The following is a 16,972-nucleotide window of genomic DNA, read 5'->3' as shown; positions in this document are numbered from 1 at the left end:
CCCCCGAACAACCCCGCCCCCCGCCGGCACCCACCACACCCACGACACGGTGCTGCGGGCCCGACGGGCGCGGTGAGGGGGCCGGGCGAGCCCGGGCCCCTTACTCCCCGCTCTTCTCCCGCTTCTCGCGCTCCTGCTTGTGCTTCTCCTTGATCCGCACGGTTTCCTTGCGGACCTCGGCCTGGGTGGCGCGTTCCTTCTGCAGCCACTCGGGAGACTCGGCCTTCAGGGCGTCGATCTGTTCCGTGGTGAGGGGCTCGGTGATGCCACCGCGGGCGAGGCCCGAGATGGAGACGCCCAGCTTCGCGGCGACGACGGGGCGGGGGTGGGGGCCGTTCTGCCGCAGCTCCCGGAGCCACTCGGGCGGGTCCGTCTGCAGCGCGTTCAGTTCGGCGCGCGAGACGAGGCCCTCCTGGAATTCGGCGGGGGTGGCTTCGAGGTACACACCCAGCTTCTTCGCCGCGGTCGCGGGCTTCATCGTCTGGGTGTTCTGGTGCGACGTCATGATGTCAAGGGTATCGATCGTGTGCGCCACCTCTGACCACGACCGGTAACCTGGCGGAGTGACAGGCTCGGAAGAAACCCCTTCGTTCCGGCTCGCGTACGTCCCGGGGGTGACGCCCACGAAGTGGGTGCGGATCTGGAACGAGCGGCTGCCCGGCATCCCCCTCACGCTCGTCCCGGCGCCCGCCGCCGAGGCGTACGACGTGCTGCGGGACGGCGGCGCCGACGCGGGTTTCGTACGGCTGCCGGCCGACCGTACGTACTTCAGCGCGATCCCCCTCTACACGGAGACGACCGTGGTCGTCGTCCCGAAGGACCACCTGTTCACGGCGGCCGACGAGATCTCCGCCGAGGAACTGGCCGACGAGATCGTGCTGCACCCCCTCGACGACACCCTCGGCTGGGAGCGCCCGCCGGGGCAGCCCGCGTTCGAGCGGCCCGCGACGACGGCGGACGCGATCGAGCTGGTGGCGGCAGGCATCGGCCTGCTGGTCGTCCCGCAGTCGCTGGCGCGCCTGTACCACCGCAAGGACCTCAAGTACCGCACGCTGACGGACGCCCCCCAGTCCCAGGTGGCGCTCGCCTGGCCGGAGGAGCGCACCACCGACCAGGTCGAGGACTTCATCGGCATCGTCCGCGGCCGCACGGTCAACAGCACCCGCGGCCGTACGCGGCCCGAGACCACGGACCGTCCGAAGGGCCGGCAGGCCGCGAAGGACGGCGCCCGCCAGAAGACCGCGGGCGGCAAACCGAGGACCGGCCAGGGCGCCCGGGGCACGCGCGGCGGCTCCGGCTCCGGCAAGACCGCCAAGCCCGCCCGGCGCGGCAAGCCCCGCCGCCGGTCGTAGGCGCGCCCCGCCGTCAGCGGTCCGGATGGGCAGCCGCCCACCCCCGCTCCAGCAGCGCGAAGACCTCCTCCGCGGCACGTGCCGGATCGGCGTGGCCGTGGACGAGTTCGCGGGATTCCAGGGCGAAGTGGGCCAGTGCGGCGCAGGTGGCGTCGTCGTCGGGGGCGCCGACCTCCTGGGCGATGGCTCGGGCCAGGGCCGTTTCGTGGCGCATCCACATGCGGTGGGAGTAGTCGCGCAGCGCCGGGGTCTCGCTCACCAGACGCAGGAACGGGGCGAACTCCGGGTGCCCGACGTGGCCGTCCGGGCGGATGATGTGGGCGCGCAGGGCCTGGGGGATCGACTGGCCGGGGGCCCGGTCGCGGACGGCGGCGACGAGGCCGGCCTCGATGTCGTCGTCCTGGTCGAAGACGAGCGCTTCCTTGCTGGCGAAGTGCTTGAACAGCGTGGTCACCGACACATCGGCGGCGTCGGCGATCTCCTTCACGCCCACCTGGTCGAAGCCGCGTTCGAGGAAGAGCTCCAGTGCGGCGTCGGCCAGGGCCTTGCGGGTCTGGGCCTTCTTGCGTTCACGGCGACCGACGGGTGCGCCGGTCCCGGCGGGGACGGGGATCTTGGGGTGCGGGGCGGGTTCGGTCACGGTGCCAGCTTACGGCAAGGTGCATCGAGTCAGAAGGTTTAGTGATTGCGCTTTTTTAGTGGGTGTGCTTTTTTGGGTACGGCGCCGGGTGCTCGGTCCGGCGTTCCATTCACCCCGGAGGGGAACCCATGAACCTCACCCAGGACGCCCGTGTGGCGATCGCCGGAGGCGGCCTCGGCGGTCTCGTCTGTGCACGGATCCTCCAGCTCCACGGCCGTTCCGTGACCGTTTTCGAGCGGGAGGCGTCCCCCGATGCCCGCTCGCAGGGCGGCACACTCGACCTCCACCCGGACACGGGGCAGGCCGCCCTCCGCGCGGCGGGCGTGCTCGACCGGTTCCACGCCCTGTCCCGCCCCGAGGGCCAGGAGTGGCGGAAGGTGGACCACGCCACCGCGGCCGCCCTGGAACAGGAGTGGCCACCCGGGGACGAGGGCGCGGGGGTGGAGGACCGGCCGGAGATCGACCGCGGACATCTGCGCGGGCTGCTGCTGGACTCGCTCGCGCCGGGAACGGTCCGCTGGGGGCGCGCCGTCGGCGGGGCGACACCGCTCGGCGACGGCACCTGCCGCCTGGAGTTCGCGGACGGCGCCACCGAGGACTTCGACCTGGTCGTGGGCGCCGACGGCGCGTGGTCGCGGGTCCGCCCGGCCGTCTCGGAGGCGCTGCCCGCGTACACGGGCGTCGCCTTCCTGGAGACCGGCTTCGACGACAGCGACGTACGCCACCCCGAACTGGCCGAGTTGGTCGGTCCGGGCACGCTGGTGGCGGAATCCGGCTCGACGATCCTGTTCGCCCAGCGGAACAGCAACGGCCACATCCGCGCCTACGTGGCGTTCCGCGCCCCGCAGGACTGGCACACGGCCGCCGGAGTGGACCTGGAGGACAGGGCCGCGACGCGCGCGTACCTTTCGCAGCGGCTCGACGGGTGGGCCGAAGGGCTGCGTTACGCCCTGCTCGACGGCGACCACGGCTTCGTCAACCGGCCCCTGTTCGCGCTGCCGGTGCCGCACGTCTGGGAGCACGTCCCGGGCGTGACGCTGCTGGGCGACGCCGCGCACCTGATGCCGCCCCTCGGCGTGGGCGCCAACCACGCGCTGCTCGACGGCGCCGACCTGGCCCAGGCGCTGGTCCGCGAGGAGCGGGTGGACGACGCCGTGCGGGCGTACGAGGAGCTGATGCTGCCCCGGTCCTCGGAGCTGGCCAAGCGGTGCGCGGAGGGGCTGAAGCACCTGGTGCCGTAGGCAGAGCCGGAGGGTGCCGTAGGCGGAACACAAAAGGTAGGTGACCGGTCGGCCGCCGGGGCTTCAGTATCCGGCCGGCCGTACCAGCCCGGTCTCGTACGCGAAGACCGCCGCCTGGGTCCGGTCGCGCAGGCCCAGCTTGACCAGCATGCGGCTCACATGAGTCTTCACGGTCTGCTCGGCCACCACCAGGCGCTCGGCGATCTCCGCGTTCGACAGGCCCTGGGCGATCAGGGAGAGGACCTCGGTCTCGCGTTCCGTCAGATCGCCGACACGGTCCTTCAGGGGCGCCCGGGGCGCGGCGGCCATCCGGGAGAACTCGGCGATCAGGCGTTTGGTGATGTTCGGCGCGAGCAGCGCGTCGCCCGCCGCCACCACCCGTACGGCCTGCGCGAGTTCGGCGGCCGAGGCGTCCTTGAGGAGGAAGCCGGACGCGCCGGCGCGCAGCGCCTCGTACACGTACTCGTCCAGGTCGAAGGTGGTCAGGACGAGGACCTTGACGGTCGATCCGGCGGCCTCGGTGAGGCGGCGGGTGGCCTCGATGCCGTCGAGGCCGGGCATGCGGATGTCCATCAGGAGGACATCGCCGACGACTTCGGCGGTCCGGCCGCCGTCCCGGCCGTCGAAGGAGAGGAACTGGCGCGTGGGCGCCGCCATGGCGCGCAGCGCGGCGGCCCGCGCCCGGTCGCCGTGGTGCGCCGCCGCCCGCTCGGCCGCCAGGATGCCGTCGCGGCCGGCGGCGTAGCGGCCGGCGAGGGCGGCGGGGGTCGCGGCGGCGAGCGGCGCGAGGGCGGCGGGTGCGGGTGCCGGTACGGCCGCGGGGCGGGCCGCGCCGGACACCGGTACCGCCACCGAGGCGGTGACGAGCGCGGCGAGCAGGGCGCGGCGCAGGCGGCGGGCGCGTGGGCGGGTCGCCATGTGGGGGTTCCTTCCGTACCGGTGAAGTGCGGGCTGCGGTACGGAATGTATGGATCACGCCGGGTGGTCGGCGTCCCGCCGGGGAGTGCACCTGGCGCGTAGCTCCTGAGTACTACGGGTAGGGGCTGGCCGCGGAAAGCGGAACGGGTCCGCCCCGGCCGGGCGCAAGTGCCGGCCGGGGCGGACCCGTGCGGGTGGCGCGGCGGACGGGGCGCCCCGTCCGCCGCTGCCGGATCAGCTGCCGAGGGTCGCCAGCGCCTCGTTGAACGTCTGCGACGGGCGCATGACGGCCGCGGCCTTGGCCACCGAGGGCTGGTAGTAGCCGCCGATGTCGGCCGGCTTGCCCTGGACGGCGATCAGCTCGTCGACGATCTTCTGCTCCTGCTCGGCCAGCGTCGTCGCGAGGGCCGAGAAGGACTGGGCCAGCTGCGTGTCCTCGGTCTGCTTGGCCAGCTCCTGGGCCCAGTACAGGGCCAGGTAGAAGTGGCTGCCGCGGTTGTCGATGCCGCCGAGCTTGCGGCTGGGCGACTTGTTCTCGGCGAGGAACGTGCCGGTCGCGCGGTCGAGGGTGTCCGCGAGGATCTGGGCGCGCGCGTTGCCCGTCTTCTGCGCGAGGTGCTCGAAGCTCACCGCGAGCGCGAGGAACTCGCCCAGGCTGTCCCAGCGCAGGTAGTTCTCCTTGACCAGCTGCTGGACGTGCTTGGGCGCGGAGCCGCCGGCGCCGGTCTCGAAGAGGCCGCCGCCGTTGATGAGCGGCACCACCGAGAGCATCTTGGCGCTGGTGCCCAGCTCCAGGATCGGGAACAGGTCGGTGAGGTAGTCGCGCAGCACGTTGCCGGTGACGGAGATGGTGTTCTCGCCGCGGCGGATGCGCTCGACCGAGAACTTGGTCGCCTCGACCGGGGACATGATCTCGATCTGCAGGCCCTCGGTGTCGTGCTCGGGGAGGTACTGCTTCACCTTGGCGATGAGGTTCGCGTCGTGCGCGCGGTCCTCGTCCAGCCAGAACACCGCCGGGTCGCCGGTCGCGCGGGCGCGGGTGACGGCCAGCTTGACCCAGTCGCGGATCGGGATGTCCTTGGTCTGGCACATGCGGAAGATGTCGCCGGTGCTGACCGTCTGCTCCAGTACGGCGTTGCCGTCCTTGTCGAGGACCCGCACCGTGCCGGTGGTGGGGATCTCGAAGGTCTTGTCGTGGCTGCCGTACTCCTCGGCCTTCTGCGCCATCAGGCCGACGTTCGGCACCGAGCCCATGGTCGACGGGTCGTACGCGCCGTTGGCCTTGCAGTCCTCGATGACGGCCTGGTAGACGCCGGCGTACGAGCTGTCCGGGATGACGGCGAGGGCGTCCTGCTCCTGATCGTCCTTGTTCCACATGTGGCCGGAGGTACGGATCATGGCCGGCATGGAGGCGTCGACGATGACGTCGCTGGGGACGTGCAGGTTGGTGATGCCGCGGTGCGAGTCGACCATGGCCAGGTCCGGGCCCTCGGCCAGCTCCGCGTCGAAGGACTTCTTGATCTCCTCGCCCTGCGGCAGCGACTCCAGGCCCTTCCAGATGCCGCCCAGACCGTCGTTCGGGGTCAGGCCGGCCTGGGCGAGCACGTCACCGTACGCGGCGAAGGTCTTCGGGAAGAAGGCGCGCACCACGTGGCCGAAGACGATCGGGTCGGAGACCTTCATCATCGTGGCCTTCAGGTGCACGGAGAACAGGATGCCCTCGGCCTTGGCGCGGGCGACCTGCTCCTTGAGGAACTCGCGCAGCGCGGCGACGCGCATGACGGAGGCGTCCACGACCTCGCCGGCGAGCACCGGTACCGACTCGCGCAGCACGGTGGTCGAGCCGTCGTCACCGGCCAGCTCGATGCGCAGCGCGCCGTCCTCGGCGATGACCACGGACTTCTCGGTGGAGCGGAAGTCGTCGGCGGTCATGTGCGCGACGTTGGTCTTCGAGTCGGCCGACCAGGCGCCCATCCGGTGCGGGTTGGCCTTGGCGTAGTTCTTCACCGAGGCGGGGGCGCGGCGGTCGGAGTTGCCCTCGCGCAGCACCGGGTTGACGGCGCTGCCCTTGACCTTGTCGTAGCGGGCGCGGATGTCGCGCTCCTGGTCGGTCTTCGGGTCGTCCGGGTAGTCCGGCAGCGCGTAGCCCTGCTCCTGGAGCTCGGCGATGGCCGCCTTCAGCTGCGGGATCGAGGCCGAGATGTTCGGCAGCTTGATGATGTTGGCCTCGGGCGTCTTCGCCAGCTCGCCCAGCTCGGCGAGGGCGTCGTCGATCCGCTGGTCCTCCTGGAGCCACTCCGGGAAACCGGCGATGATGCGGCCGGCCAGGGAGATGTCGCGGCTCTCCACCGCGACCCCGGCCGTCGAGGCGTACGCCTCGATCACCGGCAGGAACGAATACGTCGCCAGGGCCGGGGCCTCGTCAGTGTGGGTGTAGATGATGGTCGAGTCAGTCACCGGTGCTCCGCTCCACGTCTGCAACATTGCTCGACATCAAGATATCTCGTGATCGGGCCCTTCCAGGAAGGGCCCTGCCCGTATGGGGTGAATGAGGCGGGGCGGGCGGACCGGCGGCCTGTGTGAAGCCGCCGGGCAAGCCGCCCGGCCACCCCGTAGCGCGTCCTTCCTGACCGCCGCCCCAGGCACCCGCTCCCCGTCCCACTCCCCTTACCGCTGCCACCGATTGCAGGAACCTTACAAAATCCAGCGGCCGGACTCCGTCGAGGTTGGCACCTGAAATCTCGACAACCGGCTGGAAGAGTCGACCCCAAGTTGATCACTCACCGGCCGTACGCGGCCCGGAGAGTTGTGCTCATACAACAAAGGGGGCTTCCCATGTCTGCTGCCACCGACGCCGTACTGGTCACCGGACTCGGCGCCACGACGCCGCTCGGCGGGACCGCCGCCGCGACCTGGGACGGCATGCTGGCCGGGCGGTCCGGCATCAGCGCCATCGAGGAGGAGTGGGCGGCCTCGCTGCCCGTACGGATCGCGGGCCGGCTCGCGGTCGAACCGACCGAGGTCCTGGCCCGCGTACAAGCCCGGCGCATGGACCGCTGCGAGCAGGTCGCGCTCGTCGCGGCGCGCGAGGCGTGGGCCGACGCGGGCGCGCCGGAGGTCGATCCGGAACGGCTGGCCGTGGTGATCGGTACGGGTACGGGCGGCGCGCTCACCCTGCTCGGCCAGGACGACGTGCTCGAAACCTCCGGCGTACGGCGGGTGTCCCCGCACACCGTGCCGATGCTGATGGCGAACGGCCCCGCCGCCTGGGTGAGCATCGAACTGGGCGCGCGCGGCGGCGCCCACACCCCGGTCAGCGCCTGCGCCTCCGGGGCCGAGGCCATCGCGATGGGCCTGGACCTGATCCGCCTCGGCCGGGCCGACGTGGTGGTGGCGGGCGGCGCGGAGGCGTGCCTCCACCCACTGCCGCTGGCCGGGTTCGCGCAGGCCAAGGCGCACTCGACACGCAACGACGAGCCGTCGCGGGCGTCCCGCCCGTTCGACGTGGACCGGGACGGCTTCGTGATCGGTGAGGGCGCGGCCGTGGTCGTCCTGGAGCGCGCCGGTTTCCGCGCGGCCCGCGCGCACGCCACCCTCGCGGGCGCGGGCGTCACCTCGGACGCCCACCACATCACGGCCGCCCACCCCGAGGGGCAGGCCCGCGCGATGCGGCTGGCGCTGGCCGCCGCCGGACTGGCCCCGCACGAGGTGGACCACGTACACGCCCACGCGACGTCCACCCCCCTGGGCGACCTCGTGGAGTCCCGGTCGCTCAAGGACGCCATCGGCACCCACCCGTCCGTCACCGCGACCAAGTCGATGACCGGCCACCTCTTCGGGGCGGCCGGAGCGGTCGGCGCACTCGCCGCGATCCTGGCCGTACGGGACGGCATCGTGCCCGCGACACAGAACGTGGACACCCTCGACCCGGAGATCGGTCTCGACGTCGTCATGGGCGAGCCGCGGAAGGGGGCGGTGTCCGCCGCCCTGACGAACTCCTTCGGGTTCGGTGGGCACAACGCGTCGTTGATCTTCACGGCGGCGTCCTGACGACGGCTGGGCCCTGACGGGGGCGGGGCCGTCCGTACGATGGCGCGATGCGCAGCAACAACCGGATCCGGCGGCTGTCCGTCGACGGCACGGACTGGCTGTGGTCGGTACGCCACCGGCACCCCGACTGCCGGGAAGTGCTGTCGCTGCACCGGACGGGCACGCGGTCGACCTTGCGGATCGTCTTCAGGGCCGGGCCCGGCCGGGCCATCGGCGACGGCCACCTGCCCGGCGGCACGGCCGCGACCGAATCCCACCACCTCAATCTCCACGAGCCCGGCGTGGTCCGCCGATTCCTCGACGAGGCGACGGCGCGCGGTCTGCTGCCGGCGGAGCCGGGTGACGTGGAGACCGACGGCTGGGCACTGTTCGACGCGGTCGTGGCGCGCTGAGGGCGATGTCCGCAGGACGGGCGGGGTGGGCAGGGCGGGCGGGGCACGGCTGGGCTTGGGCGCGCCCGGTTCAGCCCCGCGCCCGCCGGTACGCCGCCACGCGCTCCCGGGTCGCGCAGCGCCGGGAGCAGTAGCGGCGCTGCGGGCCGCTGCCGAGGGTGAGATAGACGTTGCGGCAGGCGGGCGAGGCGCAGACGCCGCCGGGCGGGCGCTGGTGATTCCACAGGAGGACCAGCAGGCTCAGGCACGACGAGGCGAGGAACCACTCGCCCCATGGGGCGTCGTCGGCGCTGTCCAGGTGCGGGTGCCAGGGAGTCGCGCCGTTGTGCGAGGTGAGGCGCAGCGTGCCGGTCGTGCTCCGGAGGAGGCGGTTCAGCGTCTCCGCGGCGCGGTCGGCGTCGTCGGCCGCGAATACCTCGCGGAGCCGCAGGGCGGCGGACCGCAACTCCGCGAGATCGTCGGCGGACAGCTCGATCGGCCCGTCCTCCCCGTGCTCGCGCAGGACCTCCGTAACCGTGTCCGCCGACGGCGCCTCGTCCACCAGGGCGTTCACGAGGGCGGCGGTACGCCGGGCGGTGGCCTGCACCGCATGCCGGGTGGTCCATTCGCGGCGCGCGGCGGGTGTCTCGTCGCGGTGTCCGGCGGGCGGGGTCGTGGGCTGCATGTGAGCCGACGGTAGTGCAGCGTCCGGCGGCATGTAACGCATCTGGTCAAGGTTTCCGTTACGTATCTACCGTGGCGCGCATGCGAAAGCGTTACGCGGTGGGATCCGCCCTCACCGGCGCGGCACTGGCGCGCGCGGGCGACGAGATGTCGGGACCCGCCTTGCTGGTGGCCGGGCCGGCGTTCACCGGATCGGCGTCCACGGGCCCCGCGCTGCTGGCCGCGATCACGATCGCGGCGGCGGTCGGCGGTCCGCTCTTCGGCGTCCTGCTCGACCGGTCCGCCAGGCCGGGCCGCCTGCTGGCCGGTGCGCTCGCCGGATACGCGGCGGCTCTGGCCGTCGTCCTGGCGAGCCTGGGACACGTACCGCTCGTCGACACGGTGATCGTCGCGCTGGGAGCCGGGCTGCTGGGTCCCGCCCTCTCCGGCGGCTGGACCGCGCAGTTACCGCTCGTCGCGCCGCCCGGACTGCTGCCCCGGGTGACCGCTCTCGACGCGATGACATTCAACGCCGCTTCGCTGGCGGGGCCGGCACTGGCCGGGCTGGTCACCGGGGTGGCCGGGGCGTCGGCGGGGGTGCTGGTGGCTGCCGCTTTGATCTTGGTGGCGGTGCCGGGTGCCTGTGGGTTGCCTGGGGTGAGGTGTGGGGGTGGGGGGCCTGTGGGGGCGTCCGGATGCGGGGTGTCTGCGGGGGCGTCCGTATGCGAGCTGCCTGCGGGGCCGTCCGTACGGGCACAGCCTGCGGTGCCGCGGTCGCTGAAGTCCGGGACGCCAACCGGAGCGCGGTCCGACCCGGAGCCCGGTTCGCAGCCCACCCCACTGTCCGGCCCGCAGCCCGCCCCGGAGCCCGATCCACAGTCCGGCCCGCAGCCCCGTCCGCAGCCCGACCCGCGTGATCCGGACCGCCCGGTCCGCCGCACCGACTCCCGCCAGCCTCCGGCGGCCCCCTCCGTCCTGGCCGGCCTCGCGGCCGGGTTCCGGGCCGTCCGCCACACCCCGCCACTGGCCCGCGCGACCGTGACCTCGGTGGTTTCCTGTACGGGCCAGGGCATGCTGACCGCTTGCAGCCCGTTGCTCGGGGCGCGATTCCTCGGTGACACGCGGCACGGTGTGCTCCTGCTGTCCGTCGTCGCCGCCTCCGCCCTCCTCGCCAACGCGGGACTCGCCCGCCGCCCCAGACTGCTGCACCCGGACACCGTCCTCGTGTGCAGCACCGCCGTACTCACCGTCGCACTCCTGATGACGGCGGCGGCCGGGCCGCCCGCGCTGCTCCTCGGCGCGGCGGTGCTCGCGGGCCTCGGCGAGGGGCCGCAACTGACGGCGCTGTTCGCCGTGCGCCACCGTGAGGCACCGGAGCACCTGCGCGGCCAGGTCTTCACCACCGGCGCCAGCCTGAAGATCACCGGCTTCGCCCTCGGCGCGGGCCTCGCCGGGCCCCTCGCCGCCCGGTCGCTGCCCGGCGCCCTGCTGACCGCCGCCGCGCTCCAGCTCCTCGCCGGGCTGCTCTTCCTCGGCTGCACGCTGCTGACGTGCCGTACCGGCACGCGCACCACGAGCGCGGCGCTCACCCCCTCGCCCCACCGGACCCCAAACTCGTAGGGTGCTGCCCATGCTCCTGTGGATCAACGGTCCTTTCGGTGGCGGCAAGACGCAGACCGCGTACGAGATCCGGCGCCGTCTTCCCGGCAGTGTCGTCTGCGACCCCGAACGCGTCGGTTTCGGTCTGCACCGGATGACGCCGCCGGCGCTGCGTGGCGACTTCCAGGACTTTCCGGCGTGGCGGCAGGGCGTCTACGAGGTGCTCGACCTGGTGCTGACCAAGCATCCCGGCACGGTGATCGCGCCGATGACGCTCGTGGAACCGGCGTACTTCCAGGAGACCGTCGGGCGGCTGCGCGAACGCGGCCATGACGTACGGCACTTCGCGCTGCTCGCGGAACGGCGGACGGTGCTGCGGCGGCTGCGGGAGCGCAACTTCGGGCATGCCGTGGGGTTCGTCGCCGGTAAGGACGCCCCGTTGCGGCGGGAGAGCTTCGCCGTGGCGAAGCTGGACCGCTGTCTGGAGCGGCTGAGCGGCCCGGAGTTCGCCGACCACGTGTGGACCGACCGGCTCACGGTGCCGCAGGTCGCCGACCACATCGCCGCCACGACCGGGCTGGGCCTGGTCCCCAACACGGACAGCGCGCTCCAGGGCCGGCTGCGCCGCACGTGGACGAGTCTCAAGCACATTCGCTTGTGAGGTGACGGGGCGGGGGCGGAGTGCGCATGGGGCAGGAACTTCCGGTCGTCCGCGGGCTGCCGGTCACATCGGGCGGAAACGGTTCGTCATAGCGGTGACGGAACCCGACGGGAGAATGTGACCGGTGGACGAGAACGAATTTCTGGCGGAGCGCTTCGAGGAGCACCGAGCGCATCTGCGGGCCGTGGCGTACCGCATGCTCGGTTCGCTGAGCGAGGCGGACGACGCCGTGCAGGAATCCTGGCTGCGGCTGAGCCGGTCCGACGTGAGCGGCGTCGGCAACCTCGGCGGGTGGCTGACGACCGTGGTCGGCCGGGTGTGCCTGGACATGCTGCGTTCGCGTACGGCGCGCGGCGAGGAGTCCCTCGACGTACGCGTACCCGATCCCGTCGTCGGCGGCGCGGACGGGATCGACCCCGAGCACCAGGCGCTGCTGGCCGACTCGGTGGGGCTGGCCCTGCTGGTGGTGCTCCAGACGCTGGCGCCCGCGGAGCGGCTGGCGTTCGTGCTGCACGACATGTTCGCCGTGCCGTTCGAGGAGATCGGGCCGGTGGTCGGGCGCACCCCGGCCGCGGCGCGGCAGCTGGCCAGCCGGGCGCGCCGCCGGGTACGGGGGACGGCCACCCCGGACACCGACCTCGCCCGGCAGCGGGAGGTCGTGGACGCCTTCATGGCCGCATCACGCGGCGGTGACTTCGAGGCGCTGGTCGCGGTCCTCGACCCGGACGTGGTGCTCCGCGCCGACACGGGCACCGGGTTCCCGGGCCTGACCGCGACGGCCCGCGGAGCGCGGGAGGTCGCCGGACGGGCCTTCATGTTCCGGCGCTTCGCGCACTTCGCCCGGCCCGCGCTGGTGAACGGGGCGATGGGCATCGTGACGGTCGTGGACGGGGGGCCGGTGTCGGTGATGGGCCTGACGATCGCGGGCGGCAAGATCGTCGCCATCGACATCCTGGCGGACCCGGAGCGGTTGCGGGGGCTGGGGTTGGGACGGGAGGTGGGGGGGGAGGGGCGTGGGTAGCGGGGCGGTGTTGGGTCGCCTCCTTGGCCGGGCCCGGCTCCACCTGGATCTGTCCCGGGGCGACGAGTCGGTCGGCTGGCGCTACTTCGAGCTGCGCAGCGGCCACGACGCGATGATCGACGCGCCCGACGAGCTGGTCGCGCTGCTGGAAGGGGTGCGCACCACGGGGCAGGCCATCGCATGACCGCGGGGTCGCCGGCGGCCGAGCAACCCCACGGGCAAACCCGTATAGCGGGGGCGATGAGGCCGTGCGGGCGCCCGTGGGGCGATGCCACGGGCGCCCGCCCCCGTCACGTGGTCAGGTGGGGGTGCGGATACCGCTGTTGTTGCCGGGCCGCCGTCCGGTCTTCCGGTAGGAGGGGCCCGGCCGGGACTTTCAGGTGGCGGAGTCCTCTTGCGCGGCACCGCTCCCGTACGGGCGGGTGATCAGTTCCATCCCATGGCCGGCCGGGTCGAAGAAGTAGACGCCACGCCCGCCGTCGTTGTGGTTGATCTCGCCCGGCTGCTTTCCGTGCGGGTCGGCGTAATAGGTGAGGCCGGCCCGCTGGATGCGGGCGAAGGCCGCGTCGAATTCCGCTTCGCTGATCAGGAACGCGTAATGCTGCATGACGATCGACTCCGCCGGGATGGTGGCGAAGTCCAGGGTGACGCCGTTGCTGGTCTCCAGCGGGATGAACGGGCCCCATTCCGCGCCGACTTCGAGTCCGAGGAGGTGCGCCAGGAATTCCGCGGATTCCCGGTTGTCCCGGGAGTGGATGATGGTGTGGTTCAACTGCACTGACACTGAGTCATGCCTCCGTAAGGCAAACTCTCGGGCACCTCCATGCCTCACCCGGCCGGTGACCGACACGCGATGCCGTCGCCGCAGATGGTAGGCGGCGATTCCCGTTCCGTCGAGTGGCTTCGCGGGCACGCGTACCGGCATCTGCCCCGCTCAGCGACCCGGGCGCTTGACCGCGTGACCGACGAGGAGCGTTTCGACGCCGCCGATGCCCAGGCCCGCCAGGTCGTGGGTGATCAGCCGGTAGAGGGCGGCCAGGTCCCGTACCCAGACGGCGGCGTGCAGGTTGGCGGCGCCGGTGGTGGCGAACGCGCCGTGCACGGCGGGGCGGAGCGTCTTCCGGTCGAACATCCGGCCGTGCAGGCTCCTTTGGGAGCGGTCGGCCCTGCGGACGCGGACGAGAGCGGACTGGCGAAGTCACCTCGCCCGTCTTCGCCCTCCGTATGCGGGGCGAGACATCGGAAGCCCCCAACCGCCCGAACGACACCGGCCACCCGGAAACCGGACCGCCTCTCCTGGCCGCCGCCGGTTACCGCCACTGGCCCCGCGACACCGCCCACCTCTGCGTCCTCACCGCGCCGGAGCGGCGCGGCCAGGGCCTCGCCCGGCGCGTGGCATCCGCCGCCACGGCACACGCCCTCGCCGCCGCGCTGCTGCCCCAGTGGCGCGCCCGGCCACCAGCCTCGCGGCGGGTGGCACGGGCATTGGGCTTCCGAGAACTGGGAGGCCAGTTGAGCGTACGGCCGGATTTCCCCCATCCGGCCACAGGCGTGACGGAAGGGGCGTAACAGGAACACCCGTGCGGGCGATGACGGAGAGCATGACGACTCGATTAGCAGCGGCCTGGTCGGCCCTCGTCCTCGCCGTGACCGCCCTGTTCGCGGCGGGCCCCGCCCTCGCGGCGGACGCCACCGGCCAGGGCTCGACCGCCACCGGCCCGGACGTCGCCGTCTCGCAGGCGGGCAACTACCCGACGCAGCCGAACAGTTACGGGAACTTCTCCGTCCAGTGGACCTCGGTCGGTACGGCCGACGCCACCGGGATCACTCATCTGACCGTGGACCTGCCGCCCGGCCTGCGGACCAGTGGCGCGCTGATGTACTCGACGCCGTACGACTACACGTTCAGCGAGCGGGTGTCGCCGGACGGGCGGCATCTGGAGGCGACCTTCCGGGGGACGCGGGTGCCCGGTCGCGGGGACTTCATGAAGGTGCAGGTGTCCTCGGGGGCGGAGCGGCCGTCCGGGGTGATCAGGGCCACCGTCGCCAACCGTGACGACGCGAACCCCGCCAACAACGTGAGCACGTACACGGTCAACGGCCCGCAGCAGCCCGCCGAGGTGCCGGACCGGCCGGTGGTGACCGCGATCGGCACGGTCACCGGGCCGGGCGCCGGCGGCACCGCCGTCACCCTCACCGGGACCGGCCTGGACACCGGCTTCGTCCTCTTCGGCGGCGAACAGGCCAAGAACGTCAGCTGCACGGCCACGCAATGCACCGCCACTTCGCCGGGCGGTTCCGGCAGCGTTCCGGTCACGGTCGTGACGCCGGGCGGAGCGGCCGGGGCGCCGAGCGGCTTCGCGTACACCGGGCCGCCGCCCGCGCCGCCCGCCGCTCCGGTGGTGACCGGGCTGAGCGTGCGCGGCGGCCCGGCGCGGGGCGGGACTTCGGTGTATGTGCTGGGCTCGAACCTGGCGGGCGGCACGATCGCGTTCGGGAGCACGCCGGCGGCGCATGTGTCCTGCGGGGATTCGTTCTGCAGCAGCACCTCGCCCGCCGGGTCGGGCACCGTGCACGTCACCGTGACCACGGCGGGCGGCACGAGTGCGACGGTGGACGCGGACCGGTTCACGTACACGGACGCGACATCGCGGCGCTGAGGACGGTGCCCCGCGGCGCCTCACCCGTCGCGACAGCACCATTGCACCGATCGGTGCCTGCTGGTTAGCTCTTGAGGGCTCCCGACCGTCCGGCTCGGGGGCCCGGGAGCGGCCGCACACGGTTCTTCGGAACCTCGGACCGGTTCTTCGAGGGGGTGGCCGGTGATGGGCGACGCACCGGGCGGGGGCACGGGTACGGGCAGCGCGGGTACGGATACGACGGGGTTATGGGCACGGGGTGCCCGTAACTCACCCCGGCGCCCCGGCGGACCCTCCCGCCGCCATCTCCTCCACACCGGCGCCGCCCTCGCCGCGGGCGCCGCGAGTGCGCCGCTGCTCGCCGGCTGTGCCTCCTCGGAGGCCGGCAGTGTCGGTCCCGACGGCCGGATCACCGTCGAGCTGTGGCACGGCCAGGCCGACACCGGCCGCAAGGCCATCCAGTCGCTGGTCGACGACTTCAACCGCCGGCAGTCCCGTATCCGGGTGGACGCCGGGGGCGGCGGCGTGGTGGCCGACGCGATGCTCCAGAAGGTGACGGCGGCGCTGGCCGCGGGCTCGTACCCGGACATCGCGCTGATCTTCGGGGCCGACCTGGCGCGAGTGGCCCGCAGCCCGCGCGTCGTCGACCTCACCGACACGCTGCGGGACACCCCGTACTGGCCCCGGTTGTGGGGCTCGGTCCGCGAGGCGGTCACCCTCAACGGCAAGGTGCGGGCCGCGCCCGCCGTCCTGGACACCCTGTGCGTCGTCTACAACCGGAAACTGTTCCGGCAGGCCGGGGTGCCCTACCCGAAGCCCGGCTGGACGTGGGACGACTTCATCCGTACGGCACGCCTGCTGACCGACCCGGGCCGCGGCACCTTCGGCACGAGCTGGCCCGGCACCGGCGACGAGGACACCGTCTGGCGGCTGTGGCCGCTGGTGTGGGACCTCGGCGGCGAGGTGATCGCCCCGGACGGGCACAGCATCGGCTTCAAGGACGTCGGGGAGCGGGCGCTCACCACGCTTGCGCGGCTCGCCGCCGACAGAAGCGTCTACGTGGACCCCAAGCCGGGCAGCGAGCAGATGCACCAGGTCTTCATCGGCGGCCGGATGGGGATGATGGCCACCGGGCCGTGGGAGCTGCCGGACATCGTGGCGGGCAAGGTCGATTACGACGTGGTGGCGCCGCCGACGTACAGCGGCCGGCCGTGCACGATCTCCGGGCCGGACACCTGGACCGTGTTCGACAACGGCCCGGCCCGGTCGCGCGCGGCGGTCGAGTTCCTGCGCTGGCTGGGCGACCCGGCGCAGGACGTGCGGTGGGCGGTGAACGGCGGCAGTCTGCCGCTGAGCACGGCGACCGCCCGGCGGACCGAGTGGCGAGGCTACGAAGGGCGGACGACCGGACTGCCGGTGTTCACCACCGCGCTGAGCACCGCGCGGGTCCGGCCCGTCCACCCGGCGTATCCGCAGATTTCGCAGGCGGTCGGCGAGGCCATCGTCGCCGTACTGCTCGGCCGCAGCTCCCCCGCCGAGGCGCTGCGCACCTGCGCCGAGAAGGCCGACGCGGCGCTGCTGATTCCCCGATGAGACCGGACGACGCGCACGACGCAGCGGCCGGACACGGCCGGACGGGAGAGGGTGCCATGCCGCCGAGGCCGCGTGCCGACGATCGTGCGAGACCGGGGCGTACGGAATCGGATGGCCCGCCCCGCCGCACGACTCCCCGGCCCCTGACCCTGGGCCCCGGCCACGACACCCCCGGCCGCCGCCCCCGGAACCGGCATCCGTCCGGCCCCGCCCCCGGCCGCCCC

General features: G+C 73.0%; 17 protein-coding genes and 1 pseudogene. 11 read left to right on the top strand and 7 right to left on the bottom strand.

Annotated elements, in window-relative coordinates:
* Positions 1-100: 100 nt before the first annotated feature.
* The gene (locus ADK86_RS08710) at positions 101-505 is read right to left on the bottom strand and encodes a DUF5997 family protein (RefSeq protein ID WP_030178113.1); all 405 of its coding nucleotides are present in this window, start codon (positions 503-505) and stop codon (positions 101-103) included.
* A 58-nt stretch (positions 506-563) separates the two neighbouring features.
* Between ADK86_RS08710 and ADK86_RS08705 the strand changes: the two genes are divergently transcribed.
* Positions 564-1,352, top strand: coding sequence for a LysR family transcriptional regulator substrate-binding protein (locus tag ADK86_RS08705; protein WP_053696082.1), 789 nt, complete (start codon positions 564-566; stop codon positions 1,350-1,352).
* Between the two features lie 13 nt (positions 1,353-1,365).
* On the opposite strand, the gene ADK86_RS08700 is transcribed toward ADK86_RS08705, so the two are convergent.
* On the bottom strand, positions 1,366-1,992 hold the full coding sequence (locus tag ADK86_RS08700) for a TetR/AcrR family transcriptional regulator (protein ID WP_053696081.1): 627 nt from the start codon (positions 1,990-1,992) through the stop codon (positions 1,366-1,368).
* Positions 1,993-2,120: 128 nt separating this feature from the next.
* Between ADK86_RS08700 and ADK86_RS08695 the strand changes: the two genes are divergently transcribed.
* Positions 2,121-3,233 carry an FAD-dependent oxidoreductase gene (locus ADK86_RS08695; RefSeq protein WP_053696080.1) on the top strand — a complete coding sequence of 371 codons (1,113 nt, stop codon included), beginning with the start codon at positions 2,121-2,123 and terminating at the stop codon, positions 3,231-3,233.
* A gap of 63 nt (positions 3,234-3,296) precedes the next feature.
* On the opposite strand, the gene ADK86_RS44335 is transcribed toward ADK86_RS08695, so the two are convergent.
* Together ADK86_RS44335 and ADK86_RS08685 are read right to left on the bottom strand one after the other, a co-directional pair.
* Positions 3,297-4,151 (bottom strand): LuxR C-terminal-related transcriptional regulator, encoded by an 855-nt coding sequence (locus ADK86_RS44335; RefSeq protein ID WP_234345776.1) that lies wholly within the window; start codon positions 4,149-4,151, stop codon positions 3,297-3,299.
* 234 nt (positions 4,152-4,385) lie between these two features.
* Positions 4,386-6,608, bottom strand: a complete 2,223-nt coding sequence (locus ADK86_RS08685) for an NADP-dependent isocitrate dehydrogenase (RefSeq protein WP_053696079.1) — start codon at positions 6,606-6,608, stop codon at positions 4,386-4,388.
* Between the two features lie 378 nt (positions 6,609-6,986).
* Here ADK86_RS08685 and ADK86_RS08680 point away from each other — a divergent pair, with 378 nt between their 5' ends.
* Both ADK86_RS08680 and ADK86_RS08675 read left to right on the top strand, forming a co-directional pair.
* Positions 6,987-8,201, top strand: a complete 1,215-nt coding sequence (locus ADK86_RS08680; protein ID WP_053696078.1) for a beta-ketoacyl-[acyl-carrier-protein] synthase family protein — start codon at positions 6,987-6,989, stop codon at positions 8,199-8,201.
* 47 nt (positions 8,202-8,248) lie between these two features.
* Positions 8,249-8,593, top strand: a complete 345-nt coding sequence (locus tag ADK86_RS08675) for a hypothetical protein (RefSeq protein ID WP_053696077.1) — start codon at positions 8,249-8,251, stop codon at positions 8,591-8,593.
* Positions 8,594-8,663: 70 nt separating this feature from the next.
* On the opposite strand, the gene ADK86_RS08670 is transcribed toward ADK86_RS08675, so the two are convergent.
* Positions 8,664-9,257 carry a CGNR zinc finger domain-containing protein gene (locus ADK86_RS08670; RefSeq protein ID WP_053696076.1) on the bottom strand — a complete coding sequence of 198 codons (594 nt, stop codon included), beginning with the start codon at positions 9,255-9,257 and terminating at the stop codon, positions 8,664-8,666.
* Between the two features lie 80 nt (positions 9,258-9,337).
* Here ADK86_RS08670 and ADK86_RS08665 point away from each other — a divergent pair, with 80 nt between their 5' ends.
* The 4 genes from ADK86_RS08665 to ADK86_RS08650 all read left to right on the top strand — a co-directional run bounded on the left by ADK86_RS08665 (position 9,338) and on the right by ADK86_RS08650 (position 12,700).
* Positions 9,338-10,855 carry an MFS transporter gene (locus ADK86_RS08665; protein WP_234345775.1) on the top strand — a complete coding sequence of 506 codons (1,518 nt, stop codon included), beginning with the start codon at positions 9,338-9,340 and terminating at the stop codon, positions 10,853-10,855.
* Positions 10,856-10,865: 10 nt separating this feature from the next.
* Complete coding sequence (locus ADK86_RS08660) at positions 10,866-11,495, top strand: AAA family ATPase (protein WP_053696083.1); 630 nt, start codon at positions 10,866-10,868, stop codon at positions 11,493-11,495.
* Positions 11,496-11,619: 124 nt separating this feature from the next.
* A complete protein-coding gene (locus tag ADK86_RS08655; RefSeq protein WP_053696075.1) occupies positions 11,620-12,516 on the top strand; it encodes a sigma-70 family RNA polymerase sigma factor in 897 nt (298 codons plus the stop codon).
* Positions 12,517-12,526: 10 nt separating this feature from the next.
* Positions 12,527-12,700, top strand: a complete 174-nt coding sequence (locus tag ADK86_RS08650) for a hypothetical protein (protein ID WP_159393821.1) — start codon at positions 12,527-12,529, stop codon at positions 12,698-12,700.
* 192 nt (positions 12,701-12,892) lie between these two features.
* Here the strand turns inward: ADK86_RS08650 and ADK86_RS08645 are convergent, their stop codons facing one another.
* Both ADK86_RS08645 and ADK86_RS08640 read right to left on the bottom strand, forming a co-directional pair.
* Entirely contained in the window at positions 12,893-13,300 is a 408-nt protein-coding gene (locus tag ADK86_RS08645) for a VOC family protein (protein WP_053696073.1), read from the bottom strand.
* A gap of 150 nt (positions 13,301-13,450) precedes the next feature.
* Positions 13,451-13,648 carry an Lrp/AsnC ligand binding domain-containing protein gene (locus ADK86_RS08640; protein WP_053696072.1) on the bottom strand — a complete coding sequence of 66 codons (198 nt, stop codon included), beginning with the start codon at positions 13,646-13,648 and terminating at the stop codon, positions 13,451-13,453.
* Between ADK86_RS08640 and ADK86_RS45620 the strand changes: the two are divergent.
* The 3 genes and pseudogenes from ADK86_RS45620 to ADK86_RS08625 form a co-directional block, all read left to right on the top strand.
* A pseudogene (locus ADK86_RS45620) lies at positions 13,634-14,085 on the top strand (GNAT family N-acetyltransferase); the annotation flags it as partial. The gene ADK86_RS08640 and the pseudogene ADK86_RS45620 overlap by 15 nt on opposite strands.
* A 32-nt stretch (positions 14,086-14,117) precedes the next feature.
* Positions 14,118-15,176 (top strand): IPT/TIG domain-containing protein, encoded by a 1,059-nt coding sequence (locus ADK86_RS08630; RefSeq protein ID WP_159393820.1) that lies wholly within the window; start codon positions 14,118-14,120, stop codon positions 15,174-15,176.
* A 165-nt stretch (positions 15,177-15,341) separates the two neighbouring features.
* Positions 15,342-16,748 carry an ABC transporter substrate-binding protein gene (locus ADK86_RS08625; RefSeq protein ID WP_053696070.1) on the top strand — a complete coding sequence of 469 codons (1,407 nt, stop codon included), beginning with the start codon at positions 15,342-15,344 and terminating at the stop codon, positions 16,746-16,748.
* The last annotated feature ends 224 nt before the right edge of the window (positions 16,749-16,972 follow it).

The organism is Streptomyces sp. NRRL F-5755 (assembly GCF_001279365.1).
In the GTDB taxonomy this organism is placed as follows: Bacteria; Actinomycetota; Actinomycetes; order Streptomycetales; family Streptomycetaceae; genus Streptomyces; species Streptomyces rimosus.
This window is presented reverse-complemented; position numbering and strand designations above follow the sequence as displayed.